Raw genomic sequence first — 24,598 nt, 5'->3', positions numbered from 1 at the left:
CGGCCGGGATCGTTCGGCGTCGAAGGGATTCCTCACGTGGCAGCTCCGACCACCGTCTCGGGTATCGACGAAGCGCCGGAGCCGGACCGCTTCTTTCGCAAGCCGCCCGCCTTATGGAGCGACCTGGTGATGCTGGCGCTTGCCGTCGTCTCCGTGGTGCTGGTCGCCTGGGTCACCTTTTTCCCGGTCGCGGCACATACCTACCGGGTGATCGTGATCATCGACTACTCGGTGTGTGCGATTTTCGCCGCGGAGTTCCTGTGGCGCTGGCGTCGGGCGGGTTGGCCGTGGACCTACCCATTTATCTATTGGTACGAGGTGCTGGGCATGATCCCGGTGACCAGCCCGTTCGTCCGCGGGTTCCGGTTGCTGCGGATCGTGGTGATCGCGGTCCGCGTCGGTCGCGTCGCGGACCGGGCACTCGGCGATCGGGTAACCGCCGCGGTGGTGAACCGGTTCGTGAAGACAATCGTCGACGTCATCAAACGGCCGATGACCATCGCCGTCCTCGACGAGGTCGGGCATGTGCTGCGTTCAGGTCACTACACCCGCAATATCGCGGCGGCGTTGCAGGAGAACCGCGTCGAAATGGACGAGATGATCCTGGAGCTCATCAAGAAGGACCCGCAGGCCGGGCGGGTCCGCTACATTCCGTTCCACGACGACATCATCCGGCTGATCGCCGACACCACATTCCGAATCGTGTTCCAGGTACTGGAGGATCCGCGGACCGACGAGCTGGTCTCGGACATGCTGCGCGAGAACATCGACCAGATCAGGACGGCCGTACACAACGGCGTGCGCGTCGAGCCGTCCGCCTACGGCCCGTCACACCCCGAGGCGTCGGTGCGCCACCACCTCAGTCGTGTACCGCGTGCCTGATCTCGTCGCGCGGCTGCGCGTACCTGGTTGTCTCCCAGAGGATCAGCACAACGAGCACCGCGCACAGGATCGACAGCGACGCGAGGGCGGGCAAGGCAGCCGCCAGTGGGATCAGCGCGAGCAGCGCCACCGCGGCCACCACACGCACGACCGTGACCTTGCCCGTCGCATAGTGCTTGAACCCGACGAGTGCGAGCAGATACAGCACCACGCCGCCGTACAGGCAGAACAGCGGGACTCCGTACAACGCGTCCTTCAGGGTGTGGTGCGATGCGTCGCCCACGTAGTAGAGGACTTTCTTCAAACCGAGCGACAACGCGATGATTCCCACGATCATCGGGAAATGCCAGAACGTGTAGCAATTTCGGGCGATCTTGATCTGGCGTTCGCCCTCGGCCTCGGCGAGCGCGTGTTCCACCGACAGCGCGGCGACGTCGAAATATGCCCACCACAGCAGCCCCGAGATACCGAGGCCGAGTAGGGCGCCGACCGCGATCGGCCACGAGATGGGCAGCCCGGCCACGCCGATACCGATGGAGACGATCGATTCGCCGAGCGCCACGATGATGATCAGCCCGTATCGCTCGGAAAAGTGACTGGCCGAATTCACCCGCCAGTCCTCACCTGCCAGGAATGTCCACAGCATGTCGCCCACGATCGCGGCAATCCACAGTCCGATCTGCAGGGTGCCCGAGGTCGTCGCGGCAATCACCAACAGGGTGGTGCCGATCGTGATCGAACCTGCCCCCCATTTCATCGCCTGCCTGCGCAATTGCGGATCTTCCGCGCTGGCCAGCCGGAACATGACCAGGTGCACCAGCCGCACGACCAGGTACGCGATCGCGAAAATCAGTGGGCCGTACCAGCCGCCCTCCAGATCGCGGAACGCCTCGGGAATGGTGAGCGCCGCCAGGAACACCCCGCCCATGGCGACGAACATGGCTATCCGGGTGATGCCCTCGTCGGCGCGCAGGACATTGCCGAGCCAGGAGTACGCGATCCATACCCACCACATCACCGCGAGCACCAGCGTCGCGCGCAGCAGGTTCTTGGCGCTGGTCTCCTCGGCGGCCAGGCCGGTCACCATGGTGAAGGCGAAGACGAGAACGAGGTCGAAGAACAACTCGAGCTGAGTTACCGAATCACCTTCGGAAACCTGCCGCAGCCGAATCCTTGTGGAACCGATCATGATGCCCATATTCGCACCTCTGTGCGACAGGTGCGCGCCGGATCCGCTGCGAGCAGGCTACTGGCTACCCGGCCTCGATCGTTTCGGTCTCCGAAAATCGCTCGGCGAAATCGATGAAGTTCGCCACCACCTCCTCATTCGAACGCCGCAGCGTGCGACTGACAAGGAGCCCGGGAACCGGAATCGGCAGATACAGCTCGACGTGATACCAGACGTCGGTGCCCTCCTTGCCATCGGAGATTTCGAACCAGCCCCCGCCCTTCACGCCGCGCGTGCTGTCGGTGACCTCCCACGCGGACCGGCTGTCGGTCCAGTCGTATTCCAGGACCTGTAGATCCGAGCCGCCGATCAATTCCGCCTTGACGAACACCCGTCGCGGCCGACCCTGGTCATCCCGGGAAGCGACGCGTGCATCGAGGTAGGAGTTCGACCATTCGGGAAGCGATTCGACCGCGGCCAGAGCATCCATCACCTGATCAGGGTCGGCATCGACGACGAATCGGATATCGGTTTTTGTGCGCATCCATACCTCCGCCCCCGCCCATTTACATCGGCGATTGTGCCCAGCGACACATACCGTCGTCAACTGTGTGGTCAGTGGCTGAGACCACCTCGGGTCGCCGAGGTATCGCGCATCACGCCGATGTCGACCGATCACCAACGCGGCGAACGAATTCCGAATTCGCGGTGGCGCCGAAAGACGAATTCGTCGGTCCAGCCGATTTGTCATCGGGGGATCGGTGCGCGGGGTGACGGGGCATGGCCGATCGCTATCCGGCCAGGCCGCGGGTGTTCGGGCCTGCTACTTCGACTCGATCACCGCGTCCGGTCCCGGATAGACGAGCGACTCGTGCCCGTCGGTGAAACGCACCAGGTAGGGCGGTCCGCCTTCGGGTCCGCGGACTTCGATGATCTCGCCGTGGCGGTCACCTTGGCCCACAACGTGCCCGTGTACCAGCAGTTGGTCTCCGACATTCGCCATCATTGCTCCATTATCGAATGCAAGTGATGCGCGTCACAAGCGCCGATGTCAGTCCCGGCCCCCGATGATCCTTTCGACCGCGGCCTCGATCAGTTCTTGGCTCTGTTCCTCGGTGAATACTTCCGGCAGCGTGAGCCGGTCCACGATCAGCCAGTTCAGTGCCAAATAGAGCAGCAGCACCGATTTCTCATCGCCGGGCAACCCGGAGTCGAGGTGGTTGCGCACGTTCAAGTCGATGTCTGCGCGCACCCGTTCGGTGAGTACGGTGCGCAGTTCCGGCCGTCTGGTGGCCTCCAGTCGAAGCTCGAGCAGGGCTAGGTAGCCGGTGCGGAACGCCTCGATGCGTGCAACGACCTCCCGCATGAGCTCGGTGATGTTCGCGCGGGTCCGCGGCCCCTCTGTCAGCTTGGTCATGGTCGCCTCGCTCGGCTGTAGCCGCTCGTAGAACCGGCTACCGACCTGGGTCAGCAGGTCGTCGCGGTTGGCGAAGTAGTTCGATGCCGTCCCTGCGGGCACTCCCGCTTCCTTGTCCACCGCGCGGAAGGTCAGCCCACGTGCGCCTTCCTGCGCGAGCACCTCGATGGCCGCATCGATCAACGCTTGCCGTCGTTCCGGGTTGGTCCGCACTTGACACCACTCCATCTGTAGTACTACATTCACGAAATCACTTCAGGCAGAGTACAACGTATGAGGCGGTTTGGGTATGCGAAAGCTTGTTTACTACGTCGCGGTTTCTCTCGACGGATACATCGCGGGTCCGGCGGGCGAGTACGACTTCTACCCGTTCGACGCCGAGATGGCGGCCTGGATCAACCAGCGGTACCCGGAGTTCGTCCCCACCTTTGCGCGCTCACACTTCGACATGGCGCTCGACGAACCCGGCACGCGTTGTGATGCGGTGCTGATGGGTCGCGGCTCCTATGAACCGGGCCTGGCCGCCGGTGCGACCAGCCCTTACGCACACATGAAGCAATACGTCGTTTCCAGCACGCTCGGCCGAATCGATGACCCGAAGGTAGAGCTGGTCGAGAGCGACCCGGTCGGCCTCGTGCAGCGGTTGAAGAAGGAAGAAGGCGGCGATATCTGGCTCTGCGGCGGCGGCAAGCTCGCCGCGCAGCTGCTCGACGAGCTCGATGAATTGATCATCAAGAGCTACCCGGTCGTCGCGGGTGGCGGCATACCGGTCTTCGCAGGCGAGTTCCGCCCGACACTGTTCGCGCCGACGCAGCGCAAGGAATTCGGCAACGGTGCGCAGGTCACCTGGTTCACCAGGGCCTGACGACAACCCCGACTGCTCCACGGAAAGCGGTACCGATATGCGAAAACTGGTCTACTTCGTCGGGATGTCCCTCGACGGTTACATCGCGGGCCCGAATGGTGAGATCGATTTCCTCCCAGTGCCGGAAGACATGCTGAGCTGGATTCGCACCGAGTATCCCGAGACCCTGCCCACCCATGCGCGCCCGCATCTGGGGTTGGCTGTGGATGAACCCAATCGCAAGTTCGACACCCTGGTGATGGGTCGCGGCACCTACGAGCCCGGCCTTGCCATCGGCGTGACCAGCCCGTACGCCCACATGCGGCAGTACGTGGTGTCGAGCACGCTGGGTCGGATCGACGACCCGGCGGTGGAACTGGTCGAGAGCGACCCGATCGGCCTGGTCCGCGCGCTGAAGCAGGAGGACGGCATGGACATCTGGCTCGCGGGCGGCGGCAAATTCGCGGCTGCCCTGCTCGACGAGCTCGATGAGCTCGTCATCAAGGGCTATCCGGTGGTGGCGGGTACCGGCACACCTGCCTTCGCGGGCGAGTTCCGTCCGACGCTGTTCACGCCGACGCGGCGTCGCACGGTCAGCACCAATGGAACACAGGTCACATGGCTGCGCCGGGCCTGATCGGCCGACGGCGGCACGATCGGGAAGCGTGGGTCGCGAATTGCGCTCCTGAGCTCAGGCGCTGGTGAGGAAGGACAGGCGCACCTGGCGGTCCGGATTGTCGACATTGAGATCGATGAGGGCGATCGACTGCCAGGTGCCCAGCGTCAGCGCGCCGCCGATGACCGGGATGGTGGCGTAGGGCGGGATCAGCGCAGGCATGACGTGGGAGCGGCCGTGGCCGCGGGATCCGTGCGCATGCCGCCAGCGGTCGTCGGCGGGTAGCAGGTCGCGCAATGCGGCGAGCAGGTCGCTATCGCTGCCCGCGCCGAGTTCGAGCACCGCGATTCCCGCGGTGGCATGCGGCACGAAGACGTGCAGCAGACCGTCGCCGCCGGCCTCCCGTGCGAACTGCGCGCACTGCGGCGTGATGTCGTAGACGACTTCGCTGTGCCCCGTTGCCACCTCGAACACCGTGCTCTTCATGGTTTCCATCGTGCGGGTAGCCGCGGTGTCGCTCAACCGGACTCGCCGTACCGGTGCACTCGGCGCGCAGCCGCGACGCCGAAGCATTCGCCTCCGGATGCGGACTACGTCACATTCCTCGGCGCCCACACATGCCGGATGTGGTGGTCGTGCACGGCAAAGGCGCAGTGTGAAGGGCCGCAAGCGACGCAACCGCCGCAACACCAAAGTCCAGACGACCGTGTTCGTTCGGCGGGACGGCGAGTGGCTGATCGCGGCGTTCGGAGAACACCAAGTATCGCTGGTTGCTGGAAACCCTTTCGGCCGAGTTCGATTCGCGAATGGCCCCTTCGATCCTCGTGAGCTGAGGAGGTACCGACAAATCCACTGGACCCGAGTCGGTAGTCTTGGTGGCTGTTAGCAGCTGATTGTCGATCTTGGAGGACCCTGTCGTGGCTCTCGTAGTTCAGAAGTACGGAGGATCCTCGGTAGCAACCGCCGAGCGCATCCGGCGCGTCGCTGAACGGATCGTGGAGACGAAGAAGCAGGGCCACGATGTGGTGGTCGTCTGCTCGGCGATGGGTGACACCACCGACGAACTGCTGGACCTGGCGCAGCAGGTGGCGCCCGCGCCGCCGGCCCGCGAAATGGACATGCTGCTCACCTCCGGTGAGCGGATCTCCAACGCGCTCGTTGCCATGGCCATCCATTCGCTCGGCGCCGAGGCGCGCTCGTTCACCGGCTCGCAGGCCGGCGTGATCACCACCGGCGCGCACGGCAACGCCAAAATCATCGACGTCACCCCGAGTCGGCTGCGCAGCGCTCTCGACGAAGGGCTCGTCGTGCTCGTCGCGGGCTTCCAGGGCGTCAGCCAGGACAGCAAGGACGTCACCACGCTCGGCCGCGGCGGCTCCGACACCACCGCGGTCGCACTTGCCGCGGCGCTGGAGGCCGACGTCTGCGAGATCTACACCGATGTGGACGGCGTCTTCACTGCCGACCCGCGGATCGTGCCGGACGCCCAGCAGCTCGAGCAGGTCTCCTACGAGGAGATGCTGGAGCTCGCGGCCTGCGGCGCCAAAGTGCTGATGCTGCGCTGCGTGGAATACGCGCGCCGCTACAACGTTCCCGTGCATGTGCGCTCGTCCTACACCGACAAGCCGGGCACCTACGTTTACGGATCGATGGAGGACATCCCCTTGGAGAAAGCAATCCTCACGGGCGTCGCGCACGACCGCAGCGAGGCCAAGGTGACAGTGGTCGGACTGCCGGACGAACCGGGCTACGCGGCCAAGGTCTTCCGGGCCATCGCCGATGCCGAGATCAACATCGACATGGTGTTGCAGAACATTTCCAAGATCGATACGGGCAAGACCGACATCACCTTCACCCTGCCGAAGACCGACGGTGCGCGTGCGGTGGAGATGCTGACCAAGCGTCAGGACGAAATCGGCTTCTCCCAGGTGCTGTACGACGACCACATCGGCAAGGTGTCGCTGGTCGGCGCGGGCATGAAGAGCCACCCCGGCGTGACGGCTACCTTCTGTGAGGCGCTGGCGCACGCGGGCGTGAACATCGACCTGATCTCCACCTCGGAAATCCGGATCTCGGTGCTGGTCCGGGATAGCGAACTGGACGAGGCCGTCAAGGTGCTGCACCGGGCCTTCGATCTCGGCGGCGACGAGGTCGCCGTGGTCCATGCGGGAACGGGGCGATAAGCCATGGGAGTTCGGGTAGGCGTCGTCGGCGCGACCGGTCAGGTCGGCGCTGTCATGCGAAAACTGCTGGAGGAGCGTAACTTCCCGGCCGACGAGATCCGGTTCTTCGCCTCATCGCGCTCGGCGGGCAAGACGCTGCCGTGGCGCGGCGGCGAGATCGTCGTCGAGGACACCGAGACTGCCGATCCCTCCGGTCTCGATATCGCACTGTTCTCCGCGGGGGCGACTATGTCGCGCGTGCAGGCGCCGCGTTTCGCGGCGGCCGGGGTCACGGTCATCGATAATTCGTCGGCCTGGCGCAAGGATCCCGAGGTCCCGCTGGTCGTCAGCGAGGTGAACCCGGAGCAGACGCGCAATCTGGTCAAGGGCATCATTGCCAACCCGAACTGCACGACCATGGCGGCGATGCCGGTGCTCAAGCCGCTACATGATGTGGCAGGGCTGCAGCGCCTGATCGTTTCCAGCTACCAGGCGGTTTCCGGCAGCGGGCTCGCCGGGGTCGAGGAGCTGGCTTCCCAGGTGCGCGCCGTGGTCGGCGACGCCGAAAAGCTGGTGCACGACGGCAGTTCGGTGCAGTTCCCCGCGCCGAACAAGTACGTCGCGCCGATCGCTTTCGACGTGATCCCGCTCGCGGGCGCGCTCGTCGACGACGGTTCGGGCGAGACCGACGAGGATCAGAAGCTGCGCAACGAGAGCCGCAAGATCCTCGGCCTGCCCGAACTGCTCGTGAGCGGCACTTGCGTGCGTGTCCCGGTCTTCACCGGCCACTCGCTGTCGATCAATGCCGAATTCGCGGAACCGATTTCGGTGGAGCGCGCCAAGGAACTGCTGGCCAAGGCGCCGGGCGTCAAGCTCGTCGATGTGCCGACCCCACTGCAGGCTGCCGGCATCGACGAGTCCCTCGTCGGTCGCATCCGCCAGGATCCCGGTGTGCCGGAAGGTCGCGGTCTCGCCCTGTTCATCTCGGGCGACAACCTGCGAAAGGGCGCTGCCCTCAACACCATTCAGATCGCCGAGGTCCTGCTCGCCGACCGCTGAGTCCGGCAGGGCCCATCGAACCATCGAACGGCGCGGTGGTCCACAACGGGTGGACCACCGCGCCGTTCGACGTTCGTGCCGCATTCGGCGCGGTTCAGCGCCGCCGTAGGCCGTCGAACATGACCATGAAGCTGCGCCGGCGCTGATCGTCGTTCGCGCCGGTGCTCTGCGCAGCGATGAAGGTGCCCTTGATGATTCGCATCAGGTCGTCGATATCGATATCGGTGCGGACCGCGCCGGATTGTTGGGCGCGCCGGAGTAATTCGCCGATCGCGCGGTTCATTTCGGCTACGGGTGCGAGGTGCTCGGGGGAGAGCTGTCCGCCGACGGCGTCGGCGAGGTCGCGTTTCAGGCCACCGTCGGTCACCATCACGTCGAGGAAGTCGAAGAAGGCCCGGCCAGGGTCGTCGGCGGTGGACAGGTCGCGTGCTTGCGATGTCATGCGCTCGATGCGGTCCACGATCGCGGCTTCGAACAGGGCTTCCTTGGTGGGGAAGTGTCGGTAGACGGTGCCCGCTCCGACGCCGGCCCGGCGCGCGATCTCGTCCAGGGGCACCGAAAGACCTTCGGCCGCGAACGCCTCCTGGGCGGCAGCCAGCACGCGGTCGCGGTTGCGGCGTGCGTCGGCGCGCAGCGTCCGCGGTTCCTGTTTCGGCGGATCGGTCACGAACGACGAGTTTACTGCCCCCATTGACAAACGGGGCGACCGTTCCGAATCATAAGCGGGGTATACGTTCCGCTTATTTGGAGAGGTGTTTCATGGTGGAGTCTTCGGTGGAAAGCCCGCGCGAGCTGGTCGAACGCTTGTTTGCGATCCTGCCTGCGCGCGATGCCGACGCGTTCGTACAACTGCTCGCAGCCGATGTGGTGTTCGAGATGCCCTTCGTCGTGCCCGGCATGCCGACTCGATTGGTCGGTCGCGAGGAGATCCGGGCCCATCTCACACAACGCTGGTCGGACCTCTCGGGCATCGAAGTGCACGACATCTATCCCGAGGTGCACGAGACCACTGATCCCGAGGTGATCCTGGTGGAGGCAGAGGTCGACATGACGGTGCCCGGCGCGCAGCGGGCTCGGGTCCGTACCTCTGTCAACGTCGTCCGGGTGCGTGACGGAAAGGTCGTGCTGTTCCGCGATTACATGGATACGGCTCGACTCGCCCGGCACACCGAGCGCTGATCGGGCGGCGGGCGGGCCGAAAATGGGCTCGCCCGCACGCCGTTTCGGTTGCTAGCCTCCGGTAATGGCGAACCCGCATGCTCAGGTGTACTTCGGCGACCGGATCGTTGCCGCCGACGCGGCATCGGTGAATGTCGCATCCTCGGCAGTTCTCTACGGCCTGAGTGTCTACACCGTGTTCCCGGTGCATGTGGATGGATCGGTGCGCACCGCTTTCCGGTTGGACGATCACTTCCGGCGACTCGAAGAGTCCTGCAAGATCATCGGCATTGATCGTTTCGCCGCCGAGTGGGATTTCGTCAAGTTTCGGGCCGCCGTTGTCGAGCTGATCGAACGGAACGCGCCCGTCACCGATGTATTCGTGCGGGCGACAGTGCATGTCGTCGAGTCGATCCCGGGTACCAGGGTTCGTGGCTGCGCGATTCAGGTGAGTATGTTCGTCTATGATGCGGTGCCGATAGTCCCGCAGGACGGCATGCGGCTGAAATCCAGTCCGTGGCGGCGCATTCCGGATAATGCAATTCCTTCCCGCGCGAAAGTCAACGGCGCTTATGTGAATTCGGTGCTGGCCAAGCAGGATGCCATCGACAGCGGCTACGACGACTGCATCTTCCTCGACGGTAACGGCCATGTCTGCGAACTCAGTGCGGCCAACATTTTCCTGGTCCGCAATGGCACCCTCATCACCCCCGACGTGTCCTGCGACATCCTCGACGGCATCAACCGACGCACCATCCACCCTCGCCGCCGAGGACGGCATTCCGTTCGTCGAACGGACGGTAGATCTGACCGAGCTGTATATCGCCGACGAGGTTTTCGTCTCAGGCACGTCCGCGGGTGCGGCTCCGGTCACCGAGGTCGATGGCCGACTGATCGCCGATGGCCGCCCGGGACCGATCTCTCAGGCATTGCGCAAACGCCACGCGGCGGCACTGCGCACCGACGAACTGCACGGCTGGGTCACGAATCTGGCCGAGCCATCGGTCTAGCAGCCGATTCAGCGAATCCTGGGCGTGCGCGGATCGGGGCCGAGGCATACCAGAATGACGCAGCCGGGCGCGGTGTCCGCGAACGGTGGGGCCAACGGGTAGTTCAAGCAGGCGAAGACATTGCAGCCCGGATATGCCGCCGGCCCGATTCCGAAGACCGCGAGCAGGATGTTGTTATCGACGAATCGGCTCGCATCCAGTCGCACCGGCGGCTCGATGTAGGGACCCGGGTCGGGAAGCGGCCTTTCGTCGAACGCGGCGAACAGCCTGCGGAAGAATTCGTACGGCAGTTCCGCGATGTTCTGCACGATTCCGGACAGGCCCTGGCTGCTGACGTTCCCGTAGACCCCGGTCCAGACCACAGTCAGGTCCAGGCTGGGGATGATGAAGACGTCCTGCATGCCGAGCCCGGACATCGCATACACGTCGGGGGGTAGGAAGGTGGCGGTCTCCGCGCACCCGGGCCCGGTCCAGAAGAGGTACCCGTAGCAACTGTTCGTCGCCGAGGGCTCCCGCGCCTGCCGCAGATACTCCTGCGACACGAGTTGTTTGGTGCCCCAGCGCCCGTTGTTGCTCACCAGCAGGCCCAGCTTCGCGAAATCGTTCGGCGGGATCATCAGGTGCGCGTATCCGTAGGTGTGTCCGGCGCGATCGCGCGCCCAGTAGTAATCGCCGCGAGCAATGCCGAGCGGATCGAACAGCTCCCGCTGCGCGAATTGTTGCAGTGGTTCGCCGACCGCCAATTCGATGACATACGCGAGCAGGTCGACATTGCGCTGGCTGTAGCTGAACGCCGTGCCGGGCGGGTCGTTCAGTGGTACACCGAGCGCCTGCACCGCGCTGTTCGGGTCGATTGGAATCACTCCCGTAATGCCCTCGGTGAGCACTCCGACTTGCATGCCCGAGGACTCGGTGAGCAGGTTCTCCACCGTAATCGACCGATGGACTTCGTCACCGAGTCCTGGCGGCAGATATCGATCGATCGGCGCATCGATGTCGAGTTTGCCTTGGTCCCATGCTATTCCGGCGAGCACCGAGACCACGCTTTTGGTCGCGCTCCAGATATTCCACGCGACGTTTCCGGTTTGATCGTTCGTCGGCCCCTCGCCGATCAGGCAGTTGTGCCGGAAGACCTGCACATTCAACCGATTCCGCTCGCCGGCGAAGGCCATTGCTTCGGCCAGCCGCTGCGAATCCAGCCCCACCTGTTCCGGCGCCGCCCGCTCGGGTTCCCGCCCGGACGACACCCCGCATGTCCTCTGCTCGGCCGAGGTCGCCTGCGCACTCCCGGCGAACACACTCCCCGCCACCAGCGATACCGCCGCGATTCCTGCCAGGAATCCGTAGAAACGCCCCATGGCCAAAGGCTATCGTGCCGGCACCCGATGCACCGGGCAACAGGCTGAGCGTCGGCCGGGCAAAAATTTGGCGCTACGAGGAGATTGAATTGCCGGGTTACCCGAGGTCGCAGAGCAGTTCCGCCGCCTCCAGCACTCGGCGCGGCCCGATTTGATCAGGCAGAACCGTTGCCGCTGACTGCGTTCCGGCGTGGTCAACGCCCACAAACGGCGCAGGCACTCCGGCGGCGACCGTGCCGATAACGCGCGTCGCGAGCTCGGACTTTTTGCACACCGGTGGCACCGATCGTGGTGATGGCTATGGCAGCCGCGATGGATGCCATAGCCGTATCCCTCGACCACCGCGTGGCGGACCACGAATCGAGCGCTCCGAATGGGAGCGTCACCGAATATGCGAAACGCCGCCAGATCGTCAGACCTGGCGGCGCTGAGCCGCCGGACGCCACGCCAGCGTCACGACTCGGTGCCGACGTCCCACAAGCGCCTCTCGGCGAGTGGTCGCTCGAAGCGACAAAAGGGGTGAGGCCCGGGGCTGTCCGGACGCCGACAGAGGTGGTCAACCGTGCCGCGCTGCGATCTATTCCGCATCGTCGAATGTGACTCACGCCACGGGCGACGGCACGCTCTCGGCCTACGAGATTTGGTTACTTGAGAAACTCATTCTCTTGACTAATTCCAGAAAAGAAGCAACCATCGTGGGCATGCACACCGACACCACCGATCCGCGCGAACAGTTGCGCGCGGCAGGCCTGCGGGTTACTGCACCGCGGGTCGCGGTGCTGAATGCGGTCACAGCCCGCCCGCATTCGGACGCCGATCGGCTGGCCGCCACGGTCCGGGAAGCATTGGGTTCGGTATCCACGCAGGCCGTCTACGACGTGCTTCGGGCCTGCGTGCACGCCGGAATCCTGCGGCGTATCGAGCCGGCCGGTTCGGCCGCGCGCTACGAGACCCGGACCGGGGACAACCACCATCACCTGGTGTGCCGAAGCTGCGACACGGTCGTGGACGTGGACTGTGTTGTGGGCAGCGCCCCCTGCCTGGAACCCGTGGACGACCACGGTTTCACGATCGATGAGGCAGAGGTCGTCTTCTGGGGTCTGTGCAGTACCTGTCGTTCCCGAGAACGGTAGTCACCCCGACAGCCCGGGACAGCCCATCCCCGGGACGTTTGTTCCATCAACCGAGGAGGCTTCGACATGACCGAGCCGACAACCACCAACACCGGTACCCCGGTGCAGAGCGACGACGAGTCGCTGACCGCGGGCGCCCAGGGCCCCATCCTGTTGCATGACCATTACCTCATCGAGAAGCTCGCCCAGTTCAACCGTGAGCGGGTGCCGGAGCGGATCGTGCACGCCAAGGGTGCGGGCGCCTACGGTGAGCTGGTCGTGACCAACGATGTCAGCCGCTACACCAAGGCCAAGCTGTTCCAGCCGGGCGCGCGGACCGAGTCGCTGGTGCGTTTCTCTACGGTGGCCGGTGAGCAGGGCAGCCCCGACACTTGGCGCGACCCACGCGGTTTCGCGGTGAAGTTCTACACCGAGGACGGCAACTACGACCTCGTCGGCAACAACACTCCGGTCTTCTTCATCACCGACCCTATCAAGTTCCCCGACTTCATCAGGTCCCAGAAACGCCTGCCCGGCAACGGACTTCGCGATCACACCATGCAGTGGGACTTCTGGACCCTGCGCCCGGAGACTGCGCACCAGGTGACCTGGCTGATGGGTGACCGTGGCATCCCGAAGACCTACCGCCACATGAACGGCTACGGTTCGCACACCTACCAGTGGATCAACGCTGCGGGCGAGCGCTTCTGGGTGAAGTACCACTTCAAGACCGACCAGGGCATCGACTACCTGACCCAGGCCGTCGCCGACCGGATCGCCGGCGAGAACGCCGACTATCACCGCAAGGACCTCTGGGACGCGATCGAGCGCGGCGAGTTCCCGAGTTGGACGGTGCACGTGCAGGTCATGCCGGTCGCCGAGGCCGCGGGCTACCGGTTCAACCCGTTCGACCTGACCAAGGTGTGGTCGCACCAGGACTACCCGCTGATCGAGGTCGGCAAGTGGACCCTGAACCGCAACCCGGGCAACTACTTCGTCGACATCGAGCAGGCCGCCTTCGAGCCGTCGAATATCGTTCCCGGCATCGGTTTCTCGCCGGACAAGATGCTGCTGGGCCGGGTGTTCGCCTATGCAGATGCGCACCGCTACCGGATCGGCACCAACTATGCGCAGCTGCCGCCGAACCGCGCCAAGGCCGCCGAGGTGAACTCCTATTCCAAGGAGGGCTCCATGCGCTACGAGTACAACGACGCGAGTGTGCCCGTGTACGCGCCGAATTCCTTCGGCGGCCCACACGCCGACCCGGAACAGGCGCCGGATGGCGGCATCTGGGAGTTCGATCCTACGGTCGTGCGCGCGGGCTACATCAAGCACGCCGAGGACGGCGACTTCACCCAGGCGGGCACCTTGGTACGTGAGGTGCTCGACGATGACCAGCGAGATCGCTTGGTGAACAACATCGTCGGCCACGTACTCGGTGGGGTGCAGGAGCCGGTGCTGAGCCGGGTCTTCGAGTACTGGAAGAACGTGGACTCCGATCTCGGCAAGCGGGTCGAGGAAGGCGTGCGTGCAGGACTGAACGGCGCATCGGCGTAGCAGACCAGAACGTCGGGCAGGTGCTCACCTCGCTAGGTGTGCACCTGCCATGCCCTCAACTTTCAGGCGTCGCGATGGAGCGGTGGAGTGCGGGGCGTTCGAGCCGGGTGTCATCTGCGTCGGCCAATGCACAGCAGTGGGCCTCAGGCGCGGAAAGCAATTCGGAGACGTCCAGCAAGGCGCGCCTTCCCCGGGTTCTCCGGGCAGTGCTGGGTGCGTCGTGTGCCGTACCCGACTTGGTCTGCCGCGGCTTGGGCGGGCAGGCATACGGCTTCCAGCGTGGTCGACTGGCTGTGGTTGCGTTGCAGGTATTTTGGAGTGAAGCCCCACAGGCGTTGGTGCCTTGGCCGAGCGTTGGCGGCCAGTCCTATGCGCGCGGCAGATGGTCTGTGGTGGGTGCGCGCGCCGGTCACTCGGACTGGTGTTTATGCCGCATGACTGTCTGGCCGCTGGAGTTGCTTCAGCCGGTGGCGGTGTTGTTGTCGCTGTTGTTCGTCGCGGTGATGGATGCGGGCCATCGCTTCGGCGAGGAGTTCGCTGGGGTGGTGGCGATGGTTGATCTGTGGTGTGCGGGTGGAGTCGATGTGTGGCGGGGCGATCCATGCGGTGCGGCCGGGGTGCTGCGAATCCGGTCCCAGCACAATAGTTTTCCAGCCGCCCGGCCCATCGTGGACGAGGGCGTGGCAGTGATCGCAGGCCAGGGTTTCGTTGCCGATATCGGTCGGGCCGCCCTTGATCCAGTCGGTCACGTGATGGGTGGCGCACAGGCTGGCGGGGGCATCGCAGCCGGGGCGGGTGCAGCCGCGCACCGATGCGATCAATGCCATCCGCTGTGCCGCGGTGGCGAGTCGTTTGGCGCGCCCGAAATGTAGTGGCAGTCCGTTGTGGTCGAACACTGCAAGGAAAGGCTGTGACTGTTCGGCGAGCTGCAACGCTTCAGTGAGGGGGACGGTGCCGCCCGTTGCGGTGGTCGCGACTCCGGCCGCGCGTTCGACGTCGGCGATGCTCATCGTCAGGATGGTGGAGACCGGCAGCCCGCGATGTGCGCCGAGCTTGTCGGCCGACATCCCGGGTTGCAGCAGCGCTACCAGGGCATCGTGATTGCGCTGCGCGGCGGTGCGGGTGTCGCGTGCGGCTGCGGCAACCATCGCTTCGCGGTCCACGTATTCGCAATCGCCGGAAGGGCTTTCCGGATCGTCGGGGTTGTTCATGCCGGGCCGGGCCAACTTGGCGACCACGGGATCCAGCAAGGCGCGCAGAGTGGGGGTGAGCTCGCCGCGGAGGGGGGACATGCCATCGGCGCGCTGGCGTCCGATCATGATCCCGCGCATCCGCTTGCGATCCTGGTCGTCGGTGAGCTTTCCGTACGGGTCCAGGTAGGCGAGGATCGCATCGCCGACCTTGGCGATATCGTCGGGTGAACCGGTGCGGGCGTGCTCGGCCAGAACCTCTTCGGCCGCTTCGAATTCCGGGTCCGCGGTCGAACCGGGGACTCGCTTCAATATCGCAGCGATCCGGTTGGCATGGTCGGCGGAGATGTCCCCATCTGCCAGGGCGGCAGCGGTCCGAGGGTGTCGTGGCTCATGCGTTTCCCCCGACATGTCGCGCCAGGTGCCGAGGCAGTGCGCTGCGGCGATACGGCGGCCCGCTTCCTGACTGGACAGGCGCAGGGTTTCCATCAGGAATCCCTTCGGTCCGTGTGCGCCTGCTCGGGCGGGAATGTGGCGTTCGACTACCTCGACGGTCAACCGATTGGTGAGGGCGGCCAGCATTCGGCCGCTGCGTTCGACATCGCGCAGCAGTTGGGTGACTTTGTCGTCGGATAGACCGGTGAGAGGTTGTTCGAGCAGGTCGGTGACGGCGCTGAGCAACGGGTCGGCGACCCGTTGCTCAGCGCCGTCACCGTTCGAACTCATGTTCTAATGATATCGAGCAGGACTGGCTTTTGCACTAGAAAACGCCATCTGATCTGCGCCTTTTCATAATATGGTCGTGATCCGGGCAGAGGAGACGTCGCCGGGAAGTGGTGCTGCGTGCTACGTGGTGTCTCACGGGCCATCTGGGCATAGGCCCGTTTGTTCGGCTACCCGACCGCCTGACACAGTGAGGGCATGTTTCGGCTGACACGTAACTATCGGGTAGTCATCGCCGCCGCGCTCGCGCTTCCACTGCTCGCCGCCTGCGGCACCGATTCGCAAGCGGCGCAAGAGCTTCCGAGCACGGCCGCGCCGGTGCGGGCCGCCGCACGGATCGCGGACCTGGAGATGCGATACGAATCCCAAATCGGTTTGTTCGCCGTGGACACCGCCACCGACAAAACCGTATCGAACAGCGCCAACCAGCGTTTCCCGTTGTTGTCCACGTTCAAGACCCTTGCCGTGGCGGCCTTGCTGAAGGCGCATCCGCTCGACACCGGATATTTCGACCGCGTCATCCAGTTCACCGAGGCCGACCTCGTCGCGAACTCACCCGTCACCAGCACGAAAGTCGCCACCGGAATGTCGGTCGCCGAGCTGTCCGAAGCGGCGATCACCCGCAGCGACAACACCGCCGCCAACCTGCTGCTGCGCGAACTCGGCGGCCCCGCGGAAGTGACGGCGTTCCTGCGCACACTCGGCGACCAGGTGAGCAGGCTGGACCGCTGGGAACCCGAACTCAACTCCACCGTCCCCGGCGATCCACAGGACACCACCACCCCCGCCGCGCTCGCTGCCGACTATCGCGCCTTGGTCCTCGGCGACGCGCTCGGCAGCCCGGAGCGTGACCGATTGATCTCCTGGTTGAAGGCAAATACCACCGGCAACAAGCGAATTCGCGCCGGCGTCCCCGCCAACTGGACAACCGGCGACAAGACCGGCACCGGAGCCTACGGCTGCCTGAACGACGTGGCGATCACCTGGCCCGACGGCGGCCGAGCCCCGATCGTCATCGCGGTACTCACCCGCAAAGGCACCGCGGACGCCACGGGAGATGACGTGGTAATCGCCGACGCCACCAAGCTCGCGACCGAATCCCTGCGCTGATCCTCGACAGCTCACCCTCGTCCTCGCGACCGGAACCAAGGTTGCTGTTCGAAATTGGAAACGGTCGATTTCGAGCGAGTCCGGTTCCCCGAGCAACCCGTGCGACGTAGCTTGACCCAGTGGCTGCCGACGACGACACCTCATCGCCGAACACTAGCCAGGAGCCTGTCGGTCCGCCCGAACCGCCGGCTCCGGAGGTGTCGTCGTCGGACCTGGCAGCCCTCCAGCGCCAACTGGAACTCGCGAAGCGCAGCGGGCGGTACGCGCTGATCACCGCGATTGTCTCGGCTGTGATCTCGGCCAGCGCGTCGGCGTGGTCGTCTATCCACGTGAGCAGCACGGCCATGGACCGGCAGCAGCGATTCGCGGCAGCGCAGGCCGTCCGGTCGAATCGCGAATCCGTCTACGTGGATTTCGTTACTGCTTACAGTGGCCTCGTAGGGCAGCTGGGTCGTCTGCGCGCCGCCTTGCAGCTCCATCCACCGGATTTCGTGTACCTGTCATCGGAATTCAACAAGCTCTTCGAACCGATGCAAATCCTGCTACGTGCCGAAACCGCAGTCCGTATCGTGGGCAGCGAGATGGGCTCAGCCCTCGCCCGCTGGGATAGGACACTGCGGGCACTCACCGTGGGCCCCGAGTCCTTGGAGGTTGTCCGGGACCATCTCGATCAATACCGGGGTCGGTTTACAGACGACGACCAATGGCGTCGAATCTCGACCGTGGGAATATCGGCGATCGAGAGATTCTCGACGGACACCGCCGTGGATGAGATCGCCGAGCGCGCCCGCGATGACCTGGGCTCCGGATGATCACATCGACGAAACCGGTCGCCGAAGCACGGGCTGATCAGTTCGGCGAGGTATCGCGGCCAGGGTTCGAACCGGCATCCGTCGACGCGGCCTGCGGTCCTCGCGGCCGCCGCGCTGTCGCTGGTGCGTGAACGCAAGTCCGATGCTGTGGACCTCGACCACACCGAGGCGGAGTTCGCCGAATCCATCGACTGACAGCCGCGCCGTAAACCGCTCCGCCCCTGACCGTTCCGGTCAAGGGCGGGCGGTTTCGATCGCTTGTCACAGGCTGCGGCTACACCGCACTACAGCAGGCCCCACCAATACAGCAGGGTAGCCAGTATCCACACGACCACGGTTTCCATCGCCGCTCCAATCTCCTTGGCGCCCTCATCTCCATCATCCGCCGATTCGGGCTCACATGGTGGTAACTCGACCGGTTCCCGCCGATATCGAGGGCTCTACCTGCGGTCTTGTGCCTACAAGATCTTCTTAAGGGCGTGCCAAGCTCCGGGCTGCATTGTTTGTGTCAACACCGGAACACACCGGAAAACAAACACCGGACCCGACAAGGACAGACGATGATCGGCAAGCTGACCACCGCCCTCGCTCTCACGACCACCGCAGGCGCTCTGGTGTTCGGCGCGGGCACCGCGATCGCGGACACCACCGGCCACCCTGGCGCCGCGCTCACCGGCCAGGCCATCTGCACTCACAAGAGCGATCGCATCGAGATCGAGATCGCCGCCCCCATCGTTTACGCGCAGGCAGGCTACCGGCCCGGCGAACACCAGTTGATCCGGTACCGCACCGTCGTCTACGACGCGGCCAAGGGCACCCTGGCCGTCGCGAGCGAGTGGGAGAAGGGCAAAGCCACCGACACCAAGGCTGCCGACATGGACGGCGCGGAGCTGAAGGTGCTTCGCAACGACCCGAACGCCTACAAGGTCATCCAGCAGGTCGAGTGGCTGGCGCCGGACGGGGAGAACCCCGTCGCCAGCACAGATCTCTACGCCACCGGCTACCAGATCAAGGACGGCCGCACCGTCCTCGGCACCTTCGAGCACTGCCAGTAGGCAGCGCCAGGGGAAACAAGCCACCACCGGGGGGTGGGAACCGGGCACGACCTGTCTTCGAGGGGTTGACAGGTCGCGCCCAGGGAAAAGGCCAGCCGGGCCGGTCCACGAGGGGTGACCGGTCCGGCCGGCTTTCGTTAGAGCGCAGACACTTTCGGATGGCTCTTCCAGGAGCTGACCGGCAACCGCCACTGCCGAAGGTAACCATTCGATGCACGCCGACGATCCCACCCAGGTATGGGTCGGGCCGGTTCACGAGGGGTGACCGGCCCGGCCGCTTTTCCACCGAACGTGGTCGGTGTCACCGGCTGTTCGTTTGCCGGACCTGATCAGGGGCTGACAGTCTGGAAAGGTGTCTCAGCCCGAAGCGTCCGACCCGACCGAAAGCTCAGCCACTCCGACCCCGTACCGTCTGCTGTCGCTCGATCATCAGACCGCCCTGGACAACGCCGAGTTCCGGCTGCGCGAAGAGTTCGCGACCATGTTCGATCAGGAGACGATCCACCGCTTCCTGTACGGCTCATACGAGGGTTTCGCCGCCCGCGCCACGGTGACGATCTACCTGCCACTGCTCGCCGAAAGATTCGGCAGGCAGCGTCTGCAGGCCCTGGCCAAGGTGGAAGGTAAGGTCCCGCAACCCCGTCCGACCGTGCTGTTCTTGTGCACGCACAACGCGGGCCGCTCCCAGATCGCCCTCGGCTACTTCACCCACCTCGCCAAGGGCCGCGCCGTCGCCTGGTCCGGCGGCTCGGACCCGAGTGGCGCCCTCAACCCGGCCGCGATCGAGTCCATGGCCGAGATCGGCATCGACATCGCCGACGAATACCCCAAGCCGTGGACCGACGAAATCATTCGCGCTGCCGATGTCATCGTCACCATGGGCTGCGGCGACACCTGCCCGCTCGTGCCCGGTCCCCGCTACGAGGATTGGATCATCGAAGACCCGGCCGGTCTCGACATCGAGCAGGTCCGCCCTATCCGCGACGACATCGGCTCTCGCATCGAGAAGTTGCTCGCCGAACTCGGCGTGTAGTTGTGACGTTGCGACCCAAGTCGCCGCCGATCGGCCAGGCGGTCACGGAATTACTTGCCCCGGTGTCCGTTTCGGAACCTGATCGCCGAACATTGTGCCGTGGCCGAATACGCATCAGCCCCCCGTTCTCCATGCCGCGAACACCGATGTCTCCGAGTGTGCGCCAACCCCGGTGAGCAGAGCAGCTGATCGGCGCCCGCCGGGACGCGGAAAGAGGCTAGCGCGCATGCTCGTCTTCTCGACCTCCGACAAGGGCGGCGCCGGCCGATCGGTGACCAGCTGCAACCTCGCCTACCGACTGTGCCTGAGCGGCAAGGACGCCGCATATCTCGACTTCACGTTCGGCTCGCCGACGGCGGGAGCATTGTTCGAGATCGACGACGTCGCACGTGGCGCGACTTCCGGCGGACTGCACTCGTATCTGCTCGGCGGTGTCGGATTCCCCGCCGGAGTCGATGTCCCTGCGATGACCGACCGGGCTGCCTTGCGCAGTTCGGCTTCTCGCTCGGCCAAGCTGGTGTTGTTTCCCGGCGACGAGGGCGGTGCCGAACTCCTGACCGTAAACGACGACATGGTGCATCGGTGCGCGGATCTGCTTTCGCAATTGGAGCGCACATTCGAGGTGGTTGTTGTCGACCTCAGTGCGGGGCGTTCGGCCGCATTGGAGTTGGCGCTGAGAGCCACTGCACTGCCGCAACTTCGAGCGCATACCGTGCGCTGGCTGGTGTTCCATCGTTGGAGCAGGCAGCACATTCTGGCGGCGGCCGGGCTGGTGCACGGCCCGAACGGGTTGCTGCGGGTCGGGCGGGAATGGGGGCACGATGCGGGTTGCCTGCTCGAATCGGTTCGGTATGTCCGAACGGCAGTCCCGTCGGTCGCCGCGCTGAGCATGATGAGCCACCCTGCTCAGGCGGCATGGTTGGCCGAGCAAGACGCAGTGCTCGAACGGCTCGCCTCGAGCAATCGGCTGGGCGCGAGCACACTGCTGGGCACAACACCGGTGGAGCCCGTGCTGCAATGGCGTGAACAGGTCATTCTCGATGTGGATGTCGACGCGCACATTGCCAACCCGGCGACAGCCGACGCGTTCGTCGAGCTGGCGCATCGGCTCCTCGACGATCGGACATGGGAATCGTTCTGACGCGGAGCACCAGATTCAGGACCTCCGGGACACGGTAGACAAAATGTTGAATCTGTCTTACCGTCACTACATGTTGCTCCAAGAGTATCGTGATGCTCCGAGGTTTGAACTGCGGTCGGGTGCGACGTGGAAGTCGCCGTGGGGGATGTATGCCGCGCTGCGCGAGCAGGATCCGGTGCATCATGTGGTGCCGGAGGGGCGGCCTGAGCGCGACTATTGGGTGCTCACTCGGCACGCGGATGTGTATGCGGCAGTGCGGGATACGGAGACGTTCTCCTCCAGCGAAGGGCTGACGGTGGAGTACGGGGAGCTCGAGCAGATCGGGCTGACCGACAATCCGCCGCTGGTGATGCAGGATCCGCCGGCGCACACCGAATTTCGGCGACTGGTTGCGCGCGGGTTTACGCCGCGGCAGGTCGTCGACGTCGAGCCGGTGGTGCGTGGCTTCGCCAGGCAACGCCTGGATCAGCTGACCGAGCAGGGTGGGGGCGACATCGTCGAGCAACTGTTCAAGCCGCTGCCGAGTATGGTTGTCGCGCACTATCTCGGGGTGCCGCCGGAGGATCGCGGGCGCTTCGACGGATGGACCGATGCGGTGGTTGCGGGGAGTATCGACGCGCGCAACACCCATGCGCAGCAGGCTTCGATGGAGATGCTCGGCTACTTCGCCGAACTGATCAAACGGCGTCGCACCGACCCGGGCGACGACACCGTGTCGCTATTGGTGCAGGCGGGCCTGGCCGCGGACGACGACGATGTGCGCGGCCTCGTCCAGATCCTTGCCTACACTTGGACGATGGTTGCGGGCGGCAATGACACGACAACCGGATTGCTCGGTGGCGCAGTGCAATTGCTGCAGCAGCACCCGGAGCAGCGCGCGGAGCTCGTGGCCGACAAGGACCGCATCGAGATCGCGATCGAGGAACTCGCCCGGCTGACCTCGCCTGTGCAGGGACTGGCCCGGACAACGACCCGAGAGGTCGAATTGCACGGCACGACGGTGCCCGCGGGACGCAAGGTGCTGCTGGTCTACGGCGCGGCCAACCGTGACGACCGGGCCTACGGTGCCGACGCCGAGGAACTGGACATCGACCGGAATCCCCAGCAGATCCTGACCTTCGGCCACGGCCCGCATCACTGTCTCGGTGCGGCGGCAGCGCGGATGCAGGCCCGAGTTGCCTTGGTAGAGTTGCTGGATCGCTTTCCCGACTACGTCGTCGACATCGATGCGGTCCAGTACGCATCGGGCCCGTACGTGCGCAGGCCGACCACGATCCCGTTCCGGTGCACGGCATGAACGGTGACTGGTTGGCCGACGGCCGGGCCGAACTGGCCTCCGAACGCATCCTCGACGCGGTGCGCACGCTGTTCTTGGAGAAGGGTGTCAGCGGGGTCGGTATGGCCGAAGTCGCCGATGCTGCAGGGTGTTCCAGGGCGACGCTCTACCGCTACTTCGACAATCGCCAGGCGCTGTATGTGGCCTTCGCGGGTCGCGAGGCACGGCAATTGGTCGAGCGGGTGTGGCGCGATCGGCCCGACGTTGCGAGCGCCGACCGTGCCGAGCAGCTGCTCGACGGCGTTGCCGCGGTGCTCGCCGAGGTGCGCAAGACGCCGCACCTCGCGGTGTGGTTCGAGCCTGCCAACTCCGGAATCGTTGCCCAGCTGTCGAATTCGTCGCACGCGATCGATGCGATCGGCACCGGTTTCGTCGCGGGCTATCGTCCCCGATTGTCCGCGGCCGCGGCGCGGATGCTCGGGCAGTGGGTGGTGCGGGTGGTCGTTTCTTTGCTGACGCTGCCCGGCGCGGGGGCGGACGAGGAGCGAGCGATGCTGCGAAACTTCCTGCTGCCCTTCCTGCTCGACGAGCGGACCGTCATCGAATGACCATGACCGGCGCCGTGGTGGACGGCGCCGGTCATGGTTGGTTCCTACGGCGGGCAATTACCCGACGGTCTGGGCCGAGTAGTCGGGCAGGTCGTAGGCGTCGGTCCCGCTGAGCATCTTCATCATCAGCGGCTTCATGATCTTGGCGGTCATCAGCTTGCTGACCATATGACCCGCGCGAATCCCGAAGCGGGTCTTCGGGGTCATCGCCTTCAGGCCGCCCGGCGGCAGCTCCTGAGCCTTGGCGACGAACGGCCGCAGCACCTCTTCGTAGCGGGTGAGCGCCTGCTGCGGATCACCGGCGTGCGCGACGATTTCGCCGGCCAGCACGTACGCGCCGACCAGGGCCATCGCGGTGCCCTGACCGGTGAGCGGCGAGCCGCAGTAGCCCGCGTCGCCGAGCAGCACGACGCGGCCCTTCGAGTAGGTCGGCATGTTGATGCGCGCCAGCTCGTCGAAGTAGAAGTCGCCCGCCTCTGCCATGGCATCGCTCACCGTGTTCGCAATGGTGCCGCCGCCTGCCAGCCGCTCGCGGATCAGCTGCTGCTGTGCGGGGATATCGCGGCGCAGTGCCGGATCGGCGTCGGTGCGCATCGTGATGATCGCCTTGCAGGTGGTCGGGTCGTAATCGGGACGGAGACCGACATTGGTCGCGCCGACCAGCGAGTTCATCGTGAACCAATTGTCTTCGGTGCCTGCGGGGGTCGGCAGCGTGAAGAAGGACATGTACCCGCCGAGGTAGGTCGAGAACTCCTCTTCCGGGCCGAACACCAGCCGCCGGGTGGCGGAGTGCAGCCCGTCCGCGCCGATCACGATGTCGAAGCGTTCGGTGCTGCCGGAGGCGAAGGTGACATCGACGCCGGTGTCGTCCTGGCTGATGTCGGTGATCCATGCGCCGTAGCGGTAGTCGACGCCGCCCGCTTCGGCGAGCGCGTCGAGCAGGACTTGATTGAGGTCACCGCGGGTGAGCTCGATTTCGGCCACGGCGCCCTTGCCGTCGAACATCTCGGCGGGCATGCGCAGCAGCTGCTTGCCTTCGCTGTCCACCATGACGATGCCGCGCTCGTCGAGCTGGACCTTCCGGATGCCGGGCATCAGGCCCATCCGCTCCGCGACCTCGCTGCTCGGCCCGCGCAGGTCGACGGCCTGACCGCCGGGGCGGGGCGCGTCGGCGCGCTCGACCACGGTGGCCCGGATGCCGGCTCGGAGCAGCTGCAGGGCAACGGCATTGCCGCCGATACCGCCGCCGGAAACGAGGACACGAGGCTGGTCGGTGGGGGTGGCGGAGTTGGCATTCATGTTCTGAT

General features: G+C 65.2%; 25 protein-coding genes and 1 pseudogene. 17 read left to right on the top strand and 9 right to left on the bottom strand.

The window, feature by feature from the left end; all coding sequences use genetic code 11:
- Positions 1–36 precede the first annotated feature (36 nt).
- The gene (locus ACLMAL_RS16190; RefSeq protein ID WP_328408303.1) at positions 37–882 is read left to right on the top strand and encodes an ion transporter; all 846 of its coding nucleotides are present in this window, start codon (positions 37–39) and stop codon (positions 880–882) included.
- Here the strand turns inward: ACLMAL_RS16190 and ACLMAL_RS16185 are convergent.
- From ACLMAL_RS16185 to ACLMAL_RS16170, 4 genes are all read right to left on the bottom strand, one after another.
- On the bottom strand, positions 860–2,071 hold the full coding sequence (locus ACLMAL_RS16185; RefSeq protein WP_411999919.1) for a low temperature requirement protein A: 1,212 nt from the start codon (positions 2,069–2,071) through the stop codon (positions 860–862). The genes ACLMAL_RS16190 and ACLMAL_RS16185 overlap by 23 nt on opposite strands.
- A gap of 64 nt (positions 2,072–2,135) precedes the next feature.
- A complete protein-coding gene (locus ACLMAL_RS16180) occupies positions 2,136–2,594 on the bottom strand; it encodes an SRPBCC family protein (protein WP_411999805.1) in 459 nt (152 codons plus the stop codon).
- Between the two features lie 279 nt (positions 2,595–2,873).
- Positions 2,874–3,053: a DUF1918 domain-containing protein gene (locus ACLMAL_RS16175; protein ID WP_411999804.1), complete on the bottom strand. Its 180-nt coding sequence runs from the start codon at positions 3,051–3,053 to the stop codon at positions 2,874–2,876.
- 48 nt (positions 3,054–3,101) lie between these two features.
- A complete protein-coding gene (locus ACLMAL_RS16170; protein WP_411999918.1) occupies positions 3,102–3,695 on the bottom strand; it encodes a TetR/AcrR family transcriptional regulator in 594 nt (197 codons plus the stop codon).
- A 61-nt stretch (positions 3,696–3,756) separates the two neighbouring features.
- Between ACLMAL_RS16170 and ACLMAL_RS16165 the strand changes: the two genes are divergently transcribed.
- On the top strand, positions 3,757–4,332 hold the full coding sequence (locus ACLMAL_RS16165) for a dihydrofolate reductase family protein (RefSeq protein ID WP_411999803.1): 576 nt from the start codon (positions 3,757–3,759) through the stop codon (positions 4,330–4,332).
- Positions 4,333–4,369: 37 nt separating this feature from the next.
- Positions 4,370–4,948 (top strand): dihydrofolate reductase family protein, encoded by a 579-nt coding sequence (locus tag ACLMAL_RS16160; RefSeq protein ID WP_411999802.1) that lies wholly within the window; start codon positions 4,370–4,372, stop codon positions 4,946–4,948.
- Between the two features lie 54 nt (positions 4,949–5,002).
- Here the strand turns inward: ACLMAL_RS16160 and ACLMAL_RS16155 are convergent, their stop codons facing one another.
- Positions 5,003–5,413, bottom strand: a complete 411-nt coding sequence (locus tag ACLMAL_RS16155; RefSeq protein WP_411999801.1) for a YjbQ family protein — start codon at positions 5,411–5,413, stop codon at positions 5,003–5,005.
- 431 nt (positions 5,414–5,844) lie between these two features.
- Here ACLMAL_RS16155 and ACLMAL_RS16150 point away from each other — a divergent pair, with 431 nt between their 5' ends.
- Together ACLMAL_RS16150 and ACLMAL_RS16145 are read left to right on the top strand one after the other, a co-directional pair.
- Positions 5,845–7,110 carry an aspartate kinase gene (locus ACLMAL_RS16150; RefSeq protein ID WP_328408317.1) on the top strand — a complete coding sequence of 422 codons (1,266 nt, stop codon included), beginning with the start codon at positions 5,845–5,847 and terminating at the stop codon, positions 7,108–7,110.
- 3 nt (positions 7,111–7,113) lie between these two features.
- The gene (locus ACLMAL_RS16145) at positions 7,114–8,148 is read left to right on the top strand and encodes an aspartate-semialdehyde dehydrogenase (protein ID WP_411999800.1); all 1,035 of its coding nucleotides are present in this window, start codon (positions 7,114–7,116) and stop codon (positions 8,146–8,148) included.
- 94 nt (positions 8,149–8,242) lie between these two features.
- Here the strand turns inward: ACLMAL_RS16145 and ACLMAL_RS16140 are convergent, their stop codons facing one another.
- Positions 8,243–8,815 carry a TetR/AcrR family transcriptional regulator gene (locus ACLMAL_RS16140; RefSeq protein WP_411999799.1) on the bottom strand — a complete coding sequence of 191 codons (573 nt, stop codon included), beginning with the start codon at positions 8,813–8,815 and terminating at the stop codon, positions 8,243–8,245.
- A 92-nt stretch (positions 8,816–8,907) separates the two neighbouring features.
- Between ACLMAL_RS16140 and ACLMAL_RS16135 the strand changes: the two genes are divergently transcribed.
- The 3 genes and pseudogenes from ACLMAL_RS16135 (at position 8,908) to ACLMAL_RS16125 (ending at position 10,316) form a co-directional block, all read left to right on the top strand.
- Positions 8,908–9,327 (top strand): nuclear transport factor 2 family protein, encoded by a 420-nt coding sequence (locus tag ACLMAL_RS16135; RefSeq protein ID WP_411999798.1) that lies wholly within the window; start codon positions 8,908–8,910, stop codon positions 9,325–9,327.
- Between the two features lie 64 nt (positions 9,328–9,391).
- Positions 9,392–10,003: pseudogene (locus tag ACLMAL_RS16130) on the top strand (aminotransferase class IV); the annotation flags it as partial.
- On the top strand, positions 9,999–10,316 hold the full coding sequence (locus ACLMAL_RS16125; protein WP_411999797.1) for a hypothetical protein: 318 nt from the start codon (positions 9,999–10,001) through the stop codon (positions 10,314–10,316). The pseudogene ACLMAL_RS16130 and the gene ACLMAL_RS16125, both read left to right, overlap by 5 nt.
- 8 nt (positions 10,317–10,324) lie before the next feature.
- Here ACLMAL_RS16125 and ACLMAL_RS16120 read toward each other — a convergent pair whose 3' ends face one another.
- On the bottom strand, positions 10,325–11,674 hold the full coding sequence (locus ACLMAL_RS16120) for a serine hydrolase domain-containing protein (RefSeq protein ID WP_411999796.1): 1,350 nt from the start codon (positions 11,672–11,674) through the stop codon (positions 10,325–10,327).
- Between the two features lie 701 nt (positions 11,675–12,375).
- Between ACLMAL_RS16120 and ACLMAL_RS16115 the strand changes: the two genes are divergently transcribed.
- The gene (locus ACLMAL_RS16115) at positions 12,376–12,807 is read left to right on the top strand and encodes a Fur family transcriptional regulator (protein ID WP_411999917.1); all 432 of its coding nucleotides are present in this window, start codon (positions 12,376–12,378) and stop codon (positions 12,805–12,807) included.
- 66 nt (positions 12,808–12,873) lie between these two features.
- Positions 12,874–14,343 carry a catalase gene (locus tag ACLMAL_RS16110; RefSeq protein ID WP_411999795.1) on the top strand — a complete coding sequence of 490 codons (1,470 nt, stop codon included), beginning with the start codon at positions 12,874–12,876 and terminating at the stop codon, positions 14,341–14,343.
- A 425-nt stretch (positions 14,344–14,768) separates the two neighbouring features.
- Here the strand turns inward: ACLMAL_RS16110 and ACLMAL_RS16105 are convergent, their stop codons facing one another.
- Entirely contained in the window at positions 14,769–16,259 is a 1,491-nt protein-coding gene (locus tag ACLMAL_RS16105; protein ID WP_411999794.1) for a DUF222 domain-containing protein, read from the bottom strand.
- 195 nt (positions 16,260–16,454) lie between these two features.
- On the opposite strand from ACLMAL_RS16105, the gene bla reads away from it, so the two are divergent.
- The 7 genes from bla to ACLMAL_RS16070 all read left to right on the top strand — a co-directional run bounded on the left by bla (position 16,455) and on the right by ACLMAL_RS16070 (position 23,291).
- Complete coding sequence (gene bla, locus ACLMAL_RS16100; protein ID WP_411999793.1) at positions 16,455–17,366, top strand: class A beta-lactamase; 912 nt, start codon at positions 16,455–16,457, stop codon at positions 17,364–17,366.
- Positions 17,367–17,485: 119 nt separating this feature from the next.
- Positions 17,486–18,178 carry a hypothetical protein gene (locus tag ACLMAL_RS16095; RefSeq protein WP_411999792.1) on the top strand — a complete coding sequence of 231 codons (693 nt, stop codon included), beginning with the start codon at positions 17,486–17,488 and terminating at the stop codon, positions 18,176–18,178.
- A gap of 560 nt (positions 18,179–18,738) precedes the next feature.
- Complete coding sequence (locus ACLMAL_RS16090) at positions 18,739–19,233, top strand: hypothetical protein (RefSeq protein WP_411999791.1); 495 nt, start codon at positions 18,739–18,741, stop codon at positions 19,231–19,233.
- A gap of 352 nt (positions 19,234–19,585) precedes the next feature.
- Positions 19,586–20,266, top strand: coding sequence for an arsenate reductase ArsC (locus ACLMAL_RS16085; protein ID WP_411999790.1), 681 nt, complete (start codon positions 19,586–19,588; stop codon positions 20,264–20,266).
- 226 nt (positions 20,267–20,492) lie between these two features.
- Entirely contained in the window at positions 20,493–21,407 is a 915-nt protein-coding gene (locus ACLMAL_RS16080) for an SCO2523 family variant P-loop protein (protein WP_411999789.1), read from the top strand.
- A 70-nt stretch (positions 21,408–21,477) separates the two neighbouring features.
- A complete protein-coding gene (locus ACLMAL_RS16075) occupies positions 21,478–22,704 on the top strand; it encodes a cytochrome P450 (RefSeq protein ID WP_411999788.1) in 1,227 nt (408 codons plus the stop codon).
- Positions 22,701–23,291 (top strand): TetR/AcrR family transcriptional regulator, encoded by a 591-nt coding sequence (locus ACLMAL_RS16070; protein ID WP_411999787.1) that lies wholly within the window; start codon positions 22,701–22,703, stop codon positions 23,289–23,291. Before ACLMAL_RS16075 ends, ACLMAL_RS16070 begins: the two co-directional genes overlap by 4 nt.
- Positions 23,292–23,348: 57 nt before the next feature.
- On the opposite strand, the gene ACLMAL_RS16065 is transcribed toward ACLMAL_RS16070, so the two are convergent.
- The gene (locus ACLMAL_RS16065; RefSeq protein WP_411999786.1) at positions 23,349–24,590 is read right to left on the bottom strand and encodes an FAD-dependent monooxygenase; all 1,242 of its coding nucleotides are present in this window, start codon (positions 24,588–24,590) and stop codon (positions 23,349–23,351) included.
- Between the last annotated feature and the right edge of the window lie 8 nt (positions 24,591–24,598).

The sequence above is a fragment of the Nocardia sp. CWNU-33 genome (assembly GCF_046764895.1).
GTDB lineage: Bacteria > Actinomycetota > Actinomycetes > Mycobacteriales > Mycobacteriaceae > Nocardia.
Note: the sequence above shows the minus strand (reverse complement) of the source record. Positions and strands in the feature narration are given on the sequence as shown.

Bases quoted from the DNA above. Each gene is read 5' to 3' on its own strand.
- ACLMAL_RS16185 (WP_411999919.1), bottom strand. From the start codon at position 2,071: ATGATCGGTTCCACAAGGATTCGGCTGCGGCAGGTTTCCGAAGGTGAT.
- ACLMAL_RS16180 (WP_411999805.1), bottom strand. From the start codon at position 2,594: ATGCGCACAAAAACCGATATCCGATTCGTCGTCGATGCCGACCCTGAT.
- ACLMAL_RS16175 (WP_411999804.1), bottom strand. From the start codon at position 3,053: ATGGCGAATGTCGGAGACCAACTGCTGGTACACGGGCACGTTGTGGGC.
- ACLMAL_RS16170 (WP_411999918.1), bottom strand. From the start codon at position 3,695: ATGGAGTGGTGTCAAGTGCGGACCAACCCGGAACGACGGCAAGCGTTG.
- ACLMAL_RS16165 (WP_411999803.1), top strand. From the start codon at position 3,757: ATGCGAAAGCTTGTTTACTACGTCGCGGTTTCTCTCGACGGATACATC.
- ACLMAL_RS16160 (WP_411999802.1), top strand. From the start codon at position 4,370: ATGCGAAAACTGGTCTACTTCGTCGGGATGTCCCTCGACGGTTACATC.
- ACLMAL_RS16155 (WP_411999801.1), bottom strand. From the start codon at position 5,413: ATGAAGAGCACGGTGTTCGAGGTGGCAACGGGGCACAGCGAAGTCGTC.
- ACLMAL_RS16145 (WP_411999800.1), top strand. From the start codon at position 7,114: ATGGGAGTTCGGGTAGGCGTCGTCGGCGCGACCGGTCAGGTCGGCGCT.
- ACLMAL_RS16135 (WP_411999798.1), top strand. From the start codon at position 8,908: ATGGTGGAGTCTTCGGTGGAAAGCCCGCGCGAGCTGGTCGAACGCTTG.
- ACLMAL_RS16125 (WP_411999797.1), top strand. From the start codon at position 9,999: ATGGCACCCTCATCACCCCCGACGTGTCCTGCGACATCCTCGACGGCA.
- ACLMAL_RS16120 (WP_411999796.1), bottom strand. From the start codon at position 11,674: ATGGGGCGTTTCTACGGATTCCTGGCAGGAATCGCGGCGGTATCGCTG.
- ACLMAL_RS16115 (WP_411999917.1), top strand. From the start codon at position 12,376: ATGCACACCGACACCACCGATCCGCGCGAACAGTTGCGCGCGGCAGGC.
- ACLMAL_RS16110 (WP_411999795.1), top strand. From the start codon at position 12,874: ATGACCGAGCCGACAACCACCAACACCGGTACCCCGGTGCAGAGCGAC.
- ACLMAL_RS16105 (WP_411999794.1), bottom strand. From the start codon at position 16,259: ATGAGTTCGAACGGTGACGGCGCTGAGCAACGGGTCGCCGACCCGTTG.
- bla (WP_411999793.1), top strand. From the start codon at position 16,455: ATGTTTCGGCTGACACGTAACTATCGGGTAGTCATCGCCGCCGCGCTC.
- ACLMAL_RS16090 (WP_411999791.1), top strand. From the start codon at position 18,739: ATGATCGGCAAGCTGACCACCGCCCTCGCTCTCACGACCACCGCAGGC.
- ACLMAL_RS16080 (WP_411999789.1), top strand. From the start codon at position 20,493: ATGCTCGTCTTCTCGACCTCCGACAAGGGCGGCGCCGGCCGATCGGTG.
- ACLMAL_RS16075 (WP_411999788.1), top strand. From the start codon at position 21,478: ATGTTGCTCCAAGAGTATCGTGATGCTCCGAGGTTTGAACTGCGGTCG.
- ACLMAL_RS16070 (WP_411999787.1), top strand. From the start codon at position 22,701: ATGAACGGTGACTGGTTGGCCGACGGCCGGGCCGAACTGGCCTCCGAA.
- ACLMAL_RS16065 (WP_411999786.1), bottom strand. From the start codon at position 24,590: ATGAATGCCAACTCCGCCACCCCCACCGACCAGCCTCGTGTCCTCGTT.